The organism is Virgibacillus litoralis (assembly GCF_017873675.1).
Taxonomy (GTDB): domain Bacteria; phylum Bacillota; class Bacilli; order Bacillales; family Amphibacillaceae; genus Lentibacillus; species Lentibacillus litoralis.
In genome coordinates, this window is sequence record NZ_JAGGKK010000028.1 from 1 (window position 1) to 14,452 (window position 14,452).

13 protein-coding genes are annotated in these 14,452 nt (G+C 36.8%); 1 reads left to right on the forward strand and 12 read right to left on the reverse strand.

Annotated elements, in window-relative coordinates:
• Positions 1-169: 169 nt before the first annotated feature.
• Together J2Z82_RS17895 and J2Z82_RS17900 are read right to left on the reverse strand one after the other, a co-directional pair.
• Positions 170-1,834 (reverse strand): DAK2 domain-containing protein, encoded by a 1,665-nt coding sequence (locus J2Z82_RS17895; protein WP_209482165.1) that lies wholly within the window; start codon positions 1,832-1,834, stop codon positions 170-172.
• Between the two features lie 338 nt (positions 1,835-2,172).
• Positions 2,173-2,535: an Asp23/Gls24 family envelope stress response protein gene (locus J2Z82_RS17900; RefSeq protein WP_209482166.1), complete on the reverse strand. Its 363-nt coding sequence runs from the start codon at positions 2,533-2,535 to the stop codon at positions 2,173-2,175.
• Positions 2,536-2,772: 237 nt separating this feature from the next.
• Between J2Z82_RS17900 and rpmB the strand changes: the two genes are divergently transcribed.
• Entirely contained in the window at positions 2,773-2,961 is a 189-nt protein-coding gene (gene rpmB / locus J2Z82_RS17905) for a 50S ribosomal protein L28 (RefSeq protein ID WP_092492992.1), read from the forward strand.
• A gap of 216 nt (positions 2,962-3,177) precedes the next feature.
• Here rpmB and spoVM read toward each other — a convergent pair whose 3' ends face one another.
• The 10 genes from spoVM to coaBC form a co-directional block, all read right to left on the reverse strand.
• Positions 3,178-3,261, reverse strand: a complete 84-nt coding sequence (gene spoVM / locus J2Z82_RS17910) for a stage V sporulation protein SpoVM (protein ID WP_164670369.1) — start codon at positions 3,259-3,261, stop codon at positions 3,178-3,180.
• Between the two features lie 118 nt (positions 3,262-3,379).
• Positions 3,380-4,048 carry a thiamine diphosphokinase gene (locus J2Z82_RS17915; RefSeq protein WP_209482167.1) on the reverse strand — a complete coding sequence of 223 codons (669 nt, stop codon included), beginning with the start codon at positions 4,046-4,048 and terminating at the stop codon, positions 3,380-3,382.
• 4 nt (positions 4,049-4,052) lie between these two features.
• Entirely contained in the window at positions 4,053-4,715 is a 663-nt protein-coding gene (gene rpe, locus J2Z82_RS17920; protein WP_209482168.1) for a ribulose-phosphate 3-epimerase, read from the reverse strand.
• Positions 4,716-4,717: 2 nt separating this feature from the next.
• Positions 4,718-5,602 carry a ribosome small subunit-dependent GTPase A gene (gene rsgA / locus J2Z82_RS17925; RefSeq protein WP_209482169.1) on the reverse strand — a complete coding sequence of 295 codons (885 nt, stop codon included), beginning with the start codon at positions 5,600-5,602 and terminating at the stop codon, positions 4,718-4,720.
• Positions 5,603-7,615 carry a Stk1 family PASTA domain-containing Ser/Thr kinase gene (pknB, locus tag J2Z82_RS17930; protein ID WP_209482170.1) on the reverse strand — a complete coding sequence of 671 codons (2,013 nt, stop codon included), beginning with the start codon at positions 7,613-7,615 and terminating at the stop codon, positions 5,603-5,605. It abuts the gene before it with no gap.
• Positions 7,615-8,370: a Stp1/IreP family PP2C-type Ser/Thr phosphatase gene (locus J2Z82_RS17935; RefSeq protein WP_209482171.1), complete on the reverse strand. Its 756-nt coding sequence runs from the start codon at positions 8,368-8,370 to the stop codon at positions 7,615-7,617. Before J2Z82_RS17935 ends, pknB begins: the two co-directional genes overlap by 1 nt.
• Before the next feature lie 46 nt (positions 8,371-8,416).
• The gene (gene rsmB / locus J2Z82_RS17940) at positions 8,417-9,763 is read right to left on the reverse strand and encodes a 16S rRNA (cytosine(967)-C(5))-methyltransferase RsmB (RefSeq protein ID WP_209482172.1); all 1,347 of its coding nucleotides are present in this window, start codon (positions 9,761-9,763) and stop codon (positions 8,417-8,419) included.
• Positions 9,764-10,705, reverse strand: a complete 942-nt coding sequence (gene fmt / locus J2Z82_RS17945) for a methionyl-tRNA formyltransferase (protein WP_209482173.1) — start codon at positions 10,703-10,705, stop codon at positions 9,764-9,766. It lies immediately after the preceding gene.
• A 16-nt stretch (positions 10,706-10,721) separates the two neighbouring features.
• A complete protein-coding gene (gene priA / locus J2Z82_RS17950) occupies positions 10,722-13,133 on the reverse strand; it encodes a primosomal protein N' (RefSeq protein ID WP_209482174.1) in 2,412 nt (803 codons plus the stop codon).
• Positions 13,130-14,338, reverse strand: a complete 1,209-nt coding sequence (gene coaBC / locus J2Z82_RS17955) for a bifunctional phosphopantothenoylcysteine decarboxylase/phosphopantothenate--cysteine ligase CoaBC (protein WP_209482175.1) — start codon at positions 14,336-14,338, stop codon at positions 13,130-13,132. The genes priA and coaBC overlap by 4 nt, the downstream gene beginning before the upstream one ends.
• Between the last annotated feature and the right edge of the window lie 114 nt (positions 14,339-14,452).

Below are 14,452 nucleotides of genomic sequence, written 5' to 3' on the forward strand. Positions count from 1 at the left end.
TTTACAATATTCAATTTGAACTCTTTGCTATATTTAGCCATATAAAAACACCCTAAAAGTTAGATTTTTAACTCTAACTTTTAGGGTGCAGTACCAAATTGCTATCCAATTTAATGCCCAATCTGCTCTATATTTTCCTGTTTGTGTTTCAAAAGTAATCGAAGCTTATTTATTCTACTGAAAAAATAAACGAATAAATCGGCTGGTTTCCATTGTGTATTTCAATTTCTACATCTTCATAGGTCTCTTCTATATACTTCTCGATTAATTCTACTTCTTCAGCACTTGCATCTTCACCTTGAAGAATAGTTAGAATCTCATCGTCTTCTGTAATCATTTCATTCAGCAATAATTTAACAGTTTCTATTTTATCTTGATTGGATCCTTTAATTTTTCCATCTGCAATACCCATAAAATGATTCTTTTCAATTGTAATACCATCAATTTGCGTATCACGTACAGCATATGTAACTTGACCCGTTTTAACCTGTGTACTTGCTTCTTCCATTGCTTCTTTGTTGTTCTTGATATCACTATCTGGATGAAAGGCAAGCAACGCACTTATCCCTTGTGGAATTGTCTTAGTTGGAACTACTTCAGCGCTGACTTCAGCCAGTTCTGCAGCTTGCTCGGCAGCCATTATAATATTTTTATTATTTGGTAGTATAAGTACATTTTTAGCATTAGCTTTTTCGATTGCATTTGTAATATCCTGTGTACTTGGATTCATTGTCTGCCCACCCTCAATTACAACAGACGCACCGAGGCTTTCAAACAATGAAGACAGCCCAGAACCCATAGCAACAGTTACAATTCCATATTCAGCTTGAGCTTTTGGAGTAGTCTCTTTATCTTGGCTTCCAACAATTGCTGTATGTTGTTCACGCATATTTTCGATTTTCATATTAATTAAACTACCGAAACGCTGCCCAAGAGTCATTACTGATCCAGGATATTCTGCATGAACATGAACTTTTGCTATTTCATCATCTGCCACAACAAGAAGTGAATCGCCATGCTCACTAAGTTCATTACGGAATGTTTCTTCATCAAATGGATGTTCATTTAATTTATCTTCTTCAAACTTGACCATGAACTCAGTACAGTAGCCAAATTCAATTTCAGATGTATCCATGAAATCTTGTGCAATTTTATGATGTTCGGCATTTACCATTTCTTCCATTTCTGCCGCATTAGCATCCTGTTCTGGTAATTCTTCACCTTTTAGAGCAGCAAGAAATCCTTCATAAATTGTTAAAAGACCTTGTCCACCAGAATCTACAACTCCCACCTCTTTAAGCACAGGTAAAAGATCTGGTGTACGTTTCAATGATGCCTTTGCTTCTTTAACGACTTCTTCCATTAAAGCGATTACATCTTTTTCTGTTTTTGCTTCGTTAATTGCTACTTTAGCAGCATCTTTAGCAACTGTTAAAATGGTACCTTCAACAGGCTTCATTACAGCTTTGTAAGCAGTGTCTACTCCGTTATCAAATGCATTTGCCATGTCCTTGGATGATACGGTTTCTTTATTTTCCAATCCTTTAGCAAATCCGCGAAATAATTGAGATAGAATTACACCAGAGTTGCCTCTGGCTCCCATGAGTAACCCCTTAGCAAATGCATTAGCAATTTCCGACACATTTTCACTAGTAATTTTCTTTACTTCACTTGCACCCGATGTCATCGATAAATTCATATTTGTTCCAGTGTCTCCATCTGGAACTGGAAAAACATTTAATGCATCTATTTTCTGGGCATTATTAGACAAATGGTTTGCTCCAGAGAGAACCATTTGCGTAAACGTTATGCCATTCAACGTTTGTACCTTCAAAATACTTCCTCCTCATTCGAAAAACTTGGCTTGTCACCAAGTATTAATGGCGAAAGCCTTTGTTTCACTTATACTTTAAACCACTAGAATTAAAGTGAAAGAAAAGCGTAAGCGCCTCAAGTTAATCTGTTGATTAATCTTTCTATGTTAGTTAAACAATACAAAACTTTGTTATTTGTGCGATCTTTACAATGTTCAATTAAATCAGCAGTTTAGTTTTCCAATGTATCACATGTTAGAAAACTTGGCTTATTGTCAAGCTTTTTAATGTAGATAAGCCTTAGTTACGCATATGCAGTTAAGAGGTATTTAAACTCTCTTAACTGCTCATAAAAAGACTAATCCTTTGCGACCCGGACACCTTGGATATAAATATTAACCGAGTCAATTGCCAATCCTAAGGACTTGTTTAACGTATATTTAACTTGTGATTGAACATTATGTGCTACTTCTGAAATTTTAGTACCATAACTAACAATGATATACATATCGATATGGAGATGATTTTCTTCCTGGCGTACAATTACACCCTTTGAAAAATTCTCTTTCCGAAGAATTTCAGCAATCCCATCTCTAATCTGGCTTTTTGATGCCATACCAACAATTCCATAACACTCTACTGCTGCGCCACCTGCAATTGTAGATATAACCTCATTCGTAATAGTTACTTGACCATCATTTGTATTAAGTTCAATGGACATTAATTATCCTCCTTTAATACCCAATCATTATAAGGATATTTTACTACAAGCACATTCATTTTAAAAGCTTCATACACACTTATGTAAAATTTTATCCTCTATAACAATGGATTATTTACATTGTTCTGTCAAGATATTTTTCTTTATATAATTTCCAATAACAATTGCATTCTAGCGATACATGTGATAAATTAATTAAGTAATTATATGACACATGTCAGAGTAGGAGGGATTACCATGGCTAGAAAATGTGTTGTTACTGGACGTAAAACTCGCAGTGGAAACCAACGCTCTCACGCTATGAATTCCAACAAACGTAATTGGAAGGCTAATGTGCAAAAAGTTCGTATTATGGTAGATGGCAAACCTAAACGTGTTTACGTATCTACTCGTGCCTTGAAATCCGGTAAAGTAGAGCGCGTATAAATATACCTGAAATCAGAACAACCGAACATTAGTTAATAGCTTAAAAGCATCCATTAATTTGGATGCTTTTTTAGTAGTTAAGAGAGTAATAATACTTTCTTTTTGCACAACAACTAAGAACTCAGCCATAAAATTAAGGCAAACCTTTCTAACTTTCAACCTTGTCCAAATAAAAATGAGCTTCTGCCAAATGTATTGACAAAAGCTGATTTCACCCTATTTATCTTTTTTAAAAGTACCAATGACAACTCGAACAAATCCGCCGATAAATCGTGGGAGTTTAATAGTATAAAATTTCATGAGTTCTCCGCCTCCTCTGTATATTAGAAAACTTGGCTTTCGCCAAGCTTTATGGAGAAAGCCTTAGTTGCACTTATGGGAAGAAAAGTTCTAACCTTTTCTTCCTTTTAAACAAAGCTTACATTGGAATCGTATCTGACATAGCATCACGACTCTTTATTATTAATAGTATGCCTTCTTTATACGAAAAAGTACCATAATTTGAAAGAAGCTTGTTTGATATACAGAGCGTCGACCCCCACATGATTGACTGATTTTTTAATGGGTAATAAAAGCCATCTAACGTCAATTCTTTTACATGCTGGGTATACGGAATAAAAGAAATATTCGGATATCGTTCATTTTGCTTTATTTTATAACTGCCTGGTAACGTTAATTCAAGCTGATTTTGATTATCTACAATAACTCCTTGAATACCCCGATTCATTATGGAGTAAAGTAATTGTATGTTGATTAATGCATGATCGAGACGTCCTCCGGTTACACCGAATAAATAAATTTTTTCTGGGTGTAATTCATATGCCTTTGTCAGTGCAATTTCCAAATCGGTTTGATCCTTTTCGACAGGATAAACTTCATATGAATTAGCATATGATTGTACAGTTTGTTTTTCTATATCATTTATAGAATCAAAATCTCCTACAGCATAGTTAAGCGGCATATTACCTTCTGCTAGAGTTAGAGCACCTCGATCCGCTCCAATCCATACATCCACTGTATCCTTGTATAATGAAAGATCAGGAAGTAACTCTGTTGGTCCGTTCCCCATTATTGCAACAAATGACATAACATCAATTCGCCTTTTCAATTGACTGGGTAATCTGATCTATTGCCTGACGTCGATCAGATTGCTTAAATATTGCACTTCCCGCAACTAATACATCCGCACCCGCATCAGTACATAGCTTTGCTGTGTTCTTGTTAACACCACCATCTACCTCTATTTCAAAGGACAGATTAAGTTCATTTCTCCAATCAGCAACTTGCTCGATTTTTTGTACAGCATGATGAATAAATGATTGACCCCCGAAACCAGGGTTAACCGTCATAATCAAGACCATATCAATTTCATGTAAGATATCCTTAATTGTGTCTACCGGTGTAGCAGGATTCAACACTACCCCTGCTTTAACACCATTATCTTTAATTAGCTGTATTGTCCTATGCAGATGTCTGCTTGCTTCCTGATGAACTGTTATTATTGAAGCACCAGCTTCAGCGAACATCGGAATGTACGCATCAGGATTTTCAATCATTAAGTGAACATCCAATGGTAATTTTGTTTTTGGTTTTATTGCTTCAACTATTAATGGACCAATTGTAATGTTTGGAACAAAATGACCGTCCATTACATCAACATGGATATAATCCGCCCCACCTTGTTCAACATTCTGTATTTCATCTCCTAGTTTTGAAAAATCAGCTGACAATATGGAAGGTGCTATTTTTACCATAATTAATACCTCGGCTTTCTTGAGTTAATTTCATTTAAAAAACTTATATAGTGCTCATACCGCTTATTTGAAATCTCACCTTTTTCAACAGCTTGTTTCACAGCACATTTTGGTTCTTTGTTATGCATACAGCCCCGAAATTTACAATAAGGCTTTTGCTCGTTTATTTCTGGAAAGCATTCATCTAATTCATTTGCTTCAATTTCATTGAAATCCAGTGTGCTAAACCCAGGTGTATCAGCTACTAACCCATCAGCCACTTCTACCAATTCAACATGTCTTGTTGTGTGTTTACCTCTTCCAAGACTCTTTGAAATATCATCTGTCTTTAATTGCAGTAATGGATTAATTGCATTTAAGAATGATGATTTTCCAACACCGGACTGACCGGCAATAACAGATACATTATTGGAAAAATAAGTTTCCAGCTTACGTAATTCATCTAGGTTTTCTTTGGAAGACAGTAATTCAACTTCATAGCCTATTTGCTGATACTCCCTTACATAGCCATCAATTAACTGTCGTTGCGATTCAGAGATAATATCCTTCTTCGTAACAAAAACGATTGGCTTAATCCCCTTCGATTCAATTAAGACAAGAAACCGATCTAATAACAAAGGATTGAAGTCTGGCATCGTAGCAGAACTAACAATGATGGCTTGATCAATATTCGCAACTGGCGGTCGTATCAACTCGTTCTTTCTTGGCTTTACTTCCAGCACATAGCCCTCGTCAGGATTATTCTTATCAAAAACTACGAAATCTCCAACTAGTGGGGTTATGTTTTTTTTGCGAAAAATACCTCTTCCTCTGCATTGGTGCACTTCACCATCAGACTTCACATAATAGAACCCACTTATCGCCTTTATAATTCTGCCTTCTGCCATTTACTCACCTTCTACATCTTCATATCGAATCGATTTGTCAATATATACATTTCCATCACGTACTACTTTATATTGTGCAATACTATCTGGGTTTATGGTTAATGTAATGCTATATTCCTTGTCTTCGGTTATCGTTTCATCTATTGCAACATCTGATATCTTACGGTTAGCATCACCAATATAGATTTTAACATTCTGCTTTACTGGTTCATCCTGGTTCTCTGACTCTTGACTATCAGGATTATAAACAACAGTGAAAGTTTCAGAATGGTTTTTAGGCGGTTTTTCCTCAGCACCTTTGGAAATATACAATTTGACTGTATCACCTTTCTCCATTTCGGTTCCAGTCGCGGGGTCCTGGCGGATAACTTCGCCCTCAGATACAGTCTCTGAATATTCTTCTTCTATATTTGCAGATAATCCTTGATCTTCTAAAGCTGCTATTGCCTGTTGCTCTTCCATCCCCTCAAGGTAATCCAATGAAATTGGTTGTGGACCTTTACTTACTTCGAATATTACATTTGTCTCACTTGGCACAACTTCTGTACCTGGTGACGGTTCAAGTTGATCAATAATATCCCCTTCAGGTATATTTTCATCTGTTTTTTCAATTTGTCTAAATTCCTTATATCCTTTAGCTTCCAGTAGAGATTTAACCTGATTATAGTCTTCACCTACATAATCACCAAATGCCACTTTCTCTTTACCCTGGCTAACAAATATTGTAACGAGTGATTCTTCTTTTACTGTACTTCCGGTCTGTGGATTTGTTTTGATAACAATATCCTCTTCAACATCCTCTGAATACATTAACTCACGCTCAGTTTCTAAATTAAGATCTCTAAGTTCAGTTAGTGCCTCTTCATATTCCATATTTGTAACTTCAGGAATAACGACATCTTTTGGCTGAAGTAAATTAGAAATTATGAAGTAAGCTGCTACTCCTAATCCAAATAAGGTAAATAATATAATGAAAAAAATAATCCATTTTTTCTTTCGCTTTCGATTTCCTGTTTTAGAATCAGATTGAGTATCACTATTATTGGTGAAATTTTTGGTACCTTCGTTTGCTTGATGGACAATTGTATCATCATGTACATTATCCTGAAGGTGATTATCAGTAATAATGGGAATTGCTTTTGTTTCTTCTCCCGCTTCACTAGGCGGTACATACTTTTCTTCATCAATTCTATCCGGATCGAGTGCAGTTTCTAGTCCATCTTCTAATTCATATACCGTATCATAACGATGAAATGGATCCTTCGCAGTTGCCTTAAGGACAATATTTTCAACACTTTGGGGTACATCTGGGTTAAACCTTTTTAAAGAAGGCGTATCATTCTGTAAATGTTTTAATGCTATGGAGACTGGTGATTGACCTGAAAATGGTAAACGTCCTGACAACAATTCAAATAAAACAATTCCCAGTGAATAGACATCTGATTTTTTGGTTGCCATACCGCCACGCGCTTGTTCTGGTGACAGATAATGCACAGAACCAAGGATTGAATTCGTCTGTGTAAGTGAGGTTGCACTCAATGCCACAGCAATACCAAAGTCAGTCACCTTCACCCGTCCATAAGAGTCTATTAGAATATTTTGGGGCTTTATATCCCGGTGTACAATATCGTTAGCATGTGCATGTGAAATTGCTGCTGTCACTTGTTTCATGATATCCAATGCTTCTTGTACGTCTATTGGACCATAACGTTGTATGTATTCTTTAAGCGTCATCCCGTCCACATATTCCATAACCATATACAAAATATGGTCCTCTTCACCTACATCATATATGTTTACGACATTTGGATGTGAGAGGCTCGTTGCTGACTGTGCCTCACGGTCAAAACGGGCAATAAATTCTTCATCATTTGCATAATCCAAACGTAATACTTTAACCGCAACATCACGATTTAAAATCGTATCATTCGCTAGATAAACATTGGCCATCCCACCACCGCCAATAGTTTCCCCAATCTGATAACGATCATTTAACATGTGACCTTTTAACACTACGACTCACCTTCTTTCTCTGTTGAATCATGGTGTACAATAACGAGGGAGATATTATCCTCCCCACCTCGTTCGTTTGCAAGTTTAATCATCTCATGTCCGGATGCTTCCAGTCCTTTTTCCAGTTGAGTAAACTCAAATAGTTCTTCATCTGTTACCTTATTCGTTAAGCCATCAGAACATAGCAAAAGTTTATCGCCATGTTCCCAGCCAATTGATATTGTGTCAGCTTTAATGTTTATGTCAGTACCCAATGCCTTTAATAATACATTTTTTCGAGGATGTTGTTCTGCATCATCTTTACTGATTTGCCCTGATCGAACGAGTTCATTAACTAAAGAGTGATCCTCGGTTAACTGCTTAAATCCAGTTTCATTTAATATGTAACCACGGCTATCCCCAACATGTGAAATGGTTGCAAAATCTTCTGTACAAATAGCTATAACAACAGTTGTCCCCATACCCTGGCATTCTTCATTGGTTTTTGCCTGCTCAAAGATGGAATTGTTAATTTCCTGTACTGATTTTGATAACCATACTTCGGTTTCTTCAGGAGTAGTTAACTGTTTACATTCCTGCCATTTTTTCTGAATAACTGCTGTTGCCATTTGACTAGCTACATCACCTGCTTGATGTCCCCCCATACCGTCAGCTACAATTGCCAGCATTTGATCACTCTGATTATAAAAGACTCCACCGGAATCCTCATTATGGTTTCTGATTTGACCCTTATCTGTAAGAAATTTCCCTTTCATCCTATCACCCCATAAAGCAGTGCTATTGTTTAATAGCAAAATTTGATTAAACCTTTGTAAGTCTTGTTAGAAAAAAGCCATCTGTGTAAAACGTTTGTGGATATATCTGCAAGCCCATCTCTGTTATCCCTGGTGAACCTGTTATTATCTCTGGCAGATCTTCAAACAAGGACGTATCTAAGATGAAATCGGAGTTTTTCTCTAAAAAGGCCTCAACTACATCTTCATTTTCATTTTTATCTACTGTACAAGTACTGTAGATTAACAATCCACCTTTTTTTAACAATGGTGCTATATGTTCCATTATATCACTTTGAATTTCTGATAATTGGTAGATATCATTTTCCTGTTTATTATATTTTATGTCTGGCTTCCCTCGGATAACACCTAGCCCTGAACATGGGGCATCAACAAGAATCCTGTCAAAACTTTCGTCTTCATATTTTTCTTGTAATTTTCTTGCATCGCCTTGTTTAGCATCAATTATCGTTAAATCCAATATAGCAGCTTTGTCATTAATTAGTTTTGTCTTCTTGGCATGCAAGTCATAGGCATCAATCGACCCTTGGTTTTCCATTTTTTCTGCGATATGTGTAACTTTACCACCAGGTGCACTGCAAGCATCCAACACGTCCATTCCAGGTTTAACATGAAGCATTTCTGCAACAAGCATGGAAGTTTGATCTTGGATTGTTAGATACCCTTCAGAAAATAACGTCGTCTTTAAAATATTTCCCTTATCGATAATAATTCCCTGACTCGAAAATTCGGACTCTCGTGTTTCAAATCCGAGTTTATCTAGCTCGTCCATTGCATCTTGTCGAGAGATTTTCAGAGGCTGTACACGTACAGTTAATGCTTTTCTCTTAAGATTGGCGTGGCACATATCGCGTGTAATATCATTGCCATACATCGAAATCCAACGCTCTACAAGCCACTCTGGATGACTTGTTTCAATTGAAATACGCTTAGAATTACTTTCTATTGTTGATGTATCAGGTACTCCTTTTCGTTGAACACTTCTAAGAACTCCATTTACAAATGAAGCAATTCCTTTATGCCCCCTCGTCTTAGCAATTTCAACAGCTTCATGAATAACTGCGTGATCAGGCACCTTATTTAAAAAAGTCATTTGATAGACAGACATCCTAAGTACCATTCTGACCCATGGTTGTATTTTTTTCTTTTTGTCAATAAAAGCCCCTAAATAGTAATCTAACGTTAACTTACGCTGAATAGTACCATAGACAATTTCAGTTAAAAGTGATTCATCTTTTGGTTCAATTTTTCTTGACTTAATTTCATTATTTATTAACAAATGGCTATAGCCACTATCCTGCTCTATTCGTAACAGCAAATCAACGATAGCTTTTCTTACTTGATAGTTACTCATTTAATCACCCATTTTCATGCCTGTTTTTATACGATCAGAAGATCCCTGAAGGTATTGCTTAACGGTCATACGTTTTTTTCCTGCTGGTTGAATTTCAGTAATTCGAACTCCTTTTTGATTACCACATACTACTATAAAAGCTTCGTCGTCAATAATACCTACAATTTCCCCTGGAGATCCCTCATATTCCGTATCATCCGGTTCACCCCACCAGATTTTCATCACATTATTTTGATAAGTCGTAAATGCCACCGGCCAAGGATGCAACCCTCTAATTTGATTATAAACCGCATCATTACTTTTATTCCAATCTATTTTCTCCTGTTCACGCTTTATGTTGCTTGCGAATGTTGCTTCTTCGTCATTCTGTTTAGTTGGTTGTAAACTGTTATCGAATAATCGCGGCAAAGTATCAATTAGTAGGCTTGCCCCTGTTCTGGATAACTTATCATGCATTGTCCCAACATTATCCACTGCTGTTATTGGCTCAGGCCGCTGTGTAAGTATGTCACCTGCATCAAGCTTTTCAACCATGTACATAATTGTTACACCTGTCTCTTCTTTACCTTGCATAATAGCATAATGGATTGGAGCACCACCTCTTAATTCAGGTAATAATGAAGCATGTACATTAATACAGCCAAACTTAGGTGCCTTCAACAGTTCATTTGGTAACAGTTGTCCAAATGCTGCAGTTACTATTAAATCAGGCTCATACGCGAGTATTTTTGTATATTCATCTTTTAATTTTACTGGCTGAAATACGGGGATTTCATGTTTTTCGGCTTCCGCCTTTACTGGAGTTGGTGTTATTACTTTTTTCCTGCCTTTTGGACGGTCTGGTTGTGTCACAACTAAGACGATTTCATACTCCGCCTGTACTAGTGATTGTAGAATTGGTACTGAAAAATCCGGTGTACCCATAAAGACAATTTTTTTCATCAGCTAGTACTCCTTTCTACATCAATTGATACGGTTGCATGTCTACTGTAATCAAAAGATCATTTTTTCGAACCTCATCATCAAATTGACGAATAATTTTTCTGATTAATGTTCTTAAATTCGGTTCATTCTTGTATTTTATCATGCATTGATAGCGATATCTATCTTTCATACGTGCTATTGGAGATGGTGTAGGACCTAAGACAACGGTCCCCTCATTACTGATATTATTCAGGAGCAACTGAGCAATCTGCTGTGCTGATTGAACAACTTTAACGTGATTTTGATGCGAGACTGTAATTAGTGCAAGAAAAACATATGGCGGATATTGAAAGGTTTTTCGAGTACTCATTTCATTTTTATAAAATTGCATAAAGTTATAGTTACTTGCTAGTTCAATACTATAGTGCTCTGGTGTATATGTTTGGATAATTACTTCACCAGGCAAATCGTGTCTGCCGGCCCGACCACTTACTTGAGTCAACAGTTGAAAGGTTTTTTCAGAGGAACGAAAGTCTGGTAAATGCAACATGGAGTCAGCAGTTAAAACGCCAACTAATGTTACGTTTTCAAAATCAAGACCTTTTGCAATCATTTGTGTTCCTAATAATATATCTGCTTCCTTATCAGCAAATTGGTTAAGTATTTTTTCGTGAGACCCTTTTCTTCTGGTTGTATCGACGTCCATCCTAACTATTCGTGCTTCTGGAATCAACTGTGTCAATGATTCTTCAATCCGTTGTGTTCCAGTTCCAAAAAACCGGATTAAGTCACTTTTGCATGATGGGCAACTTGTCGGCATTGGTTCTTCATATGAACAATAATGACACTTTAATTGTCTGCTGTTTTTATGGTATGTAAGTGCAATATCACAATGTGGACATTCATTTACATGACCACAGTCTCGACACATAACGAACGTAGAATACCCTCTTCTGTTTAATAACAGTACAATTTGTTCCCCCCGTTGAATGCGCTGTTCTATATTTTCTTTTAAACTTCTCGAGAACATCGAACGATTTCCTTCGTGGAGCTCGTTTCGCATATCAACGATATTAACCTTAGGCATCTCTTTTTCATTTGTTCGTTTCGATAACGTAGCTAGTTTATATACACCTTTTTGCGCTCGTGCAAATGATTCGAGAGTTGGGGTTGCACTTCCCAATATAACTGGACAACGGTGATTCTCACCACGGAAAATAGCTACATCTCGTGCATGATAGCGTGGCTGATCCTCTTGCTTATAGCTATTTTCATGCTCTTCATCAATAATTATGATTCCAAGATTTTCAAACGGAGCAAAAATAGCTGACCTTGCTCCAACAACAACTTGTACTTCTTTTCGATGAATACGTCGCCACTCGTCATATTTCTCTCCGTTTGATAGCGCACTATGTAATACTGCTACGTTTGATCCAAATCTTCCTTTGAATCGTTTCACCATCTGAGGTGTAAGTGAAATTTCCGGTACAAGTACAATTGCTTCCTGCCCTTTTTCAATCACATCCTGAATTGCCTGCAGATAAATTTCAGTTTTACCGCTTCCTGTCACACCATGAATCAGGAAAACATCATGCTTTTCATCTCTAATATGTTCTTTTATCGGGACAATTGTCACTTGCTGCTGCTCTGTTAAGGTCAAAGCAGTTGTCTGTTCGAACGATTTATCGTCATATGGATTTCGGTAGATCTCTTTCCTTGTTGATGCTAGCAATTCTTTATCTAACAAGGTCTTAATAGTAGAACTAGTTGTATTAAATTTTTTGATTAGTACGCTTTGTTCTATTTCCTGTTGGTTATCGATGAAAAAGCTAAGCAGCTCTTTTTGTTTTCTAGCATTTTTGGATAAATCCTCAATTGCCTCTTCCAAAAGATGTGGTTCACGATTAGGCATAATCATTGTGACATGTTTTTTGGTTATTTTCGACTTCACAAGATAGTTAACAACGACATCACCATCCTGTACCGCTTTTTGAATTTGTGAATAGCTAACTGTTGAGCCCTCTAACTCTTCGTATGTAATAAAGTCACGTCCCGCGAATAAGGATTCCAGTTCATCTGATAAAGGATCCTCCGTCACTCGTTCCAATTCTTTTTTATATTGTGCTTTCAGAACCTGTGGAAGCATGGCCTGAAACGCAGTTATATATAGACTTAATGTCTGGTTTGCCATCCATTTACCCAAGCCTAATAATTCATCTGTTAGAACTGGCGTTAAATCAAGGACATCACTGATATACTTTAGTTTATCAAAAGATGATTCACCTGTTCGCTCGACAACAAACCCCATTATCTTCCTGGGTCCAAATGGTACAATAACACGCATTCCTACCGTTAAAATGTCCTGAAATTGCTCTGGAATCTTATAGTCAAACGTTTGATTGATTGAACTGGCTGGAACATCTACTATCACCTTAGCTATATTCACTTTACTTCATCCTTCATATCACGAGCAATAAAGGCCATTAACCGATTAGCGACTTCATATTTAGATGTTAAAGAAACCTCTTCTGGCTGCTGCGATTTATTTACATAGGTTACGATATTTGTATCCCCGCCAAATCCTGCTCCGTCAACCGAAACATCATTAATGACAATAGCATCCAAGTGTTTTTTATGTAATTTACTAATACCATGCTGAAGTGCATTTGATGTTTCAGCTGCAAATCCTACTAAAAATTGATCCTGCTTCACATCACCAAGGGATTGAAGGATGTCTTTTGTTCTCTCCATCTCAACCTGCCAATCATTAGGCTGCTTCTTCATTTTCTCATCATAAATTTGTTTTGGACGATAATCAGCTACTGCTGCCGCCTTAATCACAATATCATTTGACTGAAATTGCTGATGCATTGTCTCAAACATTTCTGCTGCAGTTGTTACATTGATTCTATTTATATTTTTATTAGAGGTTTCAAGATTTACAGCACCCGCGACCAGCGTTACTTCCGCCCCCATATTCGCAGCAGCTTCAGCAATGGCAAATCCCATTTTGCCAGATGATTTGTTTGTGAAATAACGAATAGGATCAACTTTCTCCTGAGTTGGGCCAGCTGAAACCAAAACTTTTTTACCAGTAAATAATGTATTGCTTTTCTGGTGTTCTATGACAGCATCAATAATACTCTCCGGCTCTTCCAATCGTCCTTTTCCAACGTATCCACACGCAAGATAACCTGCACCAGGCTCAATAAAATGATATCCCCATTTATCCAGCTGTCTCATATTTTTGATTACTGCAGGGTTCGCGTACATATGAACATTCATAGCTGGAGCGATGTAAATGCTGGCCTGAGTCGCAAGTAAAGTGGTTGAAAGCATATCATCAGCAATACCATTGGCCATTTTTCCGACCATATTAGCTGTAGCCGGAGCAATTATCGCAATATCCGCCCAATCAGCTACATCAATATGAGCTATTTTAGCAGGATTTTTTTCATCAAATGTATCTGTATAAACAGGATTTCTGGATAAAGCCTGAAATGTTAGAGGTGATACGAACCTTGTTGCGCTTTCTGTCATCATCACCTTAACATTTGCACCCTGCTGCGTTAATTTACTTGTTAACGCACATGCTTTATATACAGCGATGCCACCTGACACTCCCAAGAGTATATTTTTATTCTGTACCATACCTGCACCCCTTACCTTACTCAAAGTTACTTTTCCTAGTTATAACATAATAATTGATTGTTATTAATTATGTGCTCCTGTACCAGTATTAATAAATTTATACTTTCCCACATG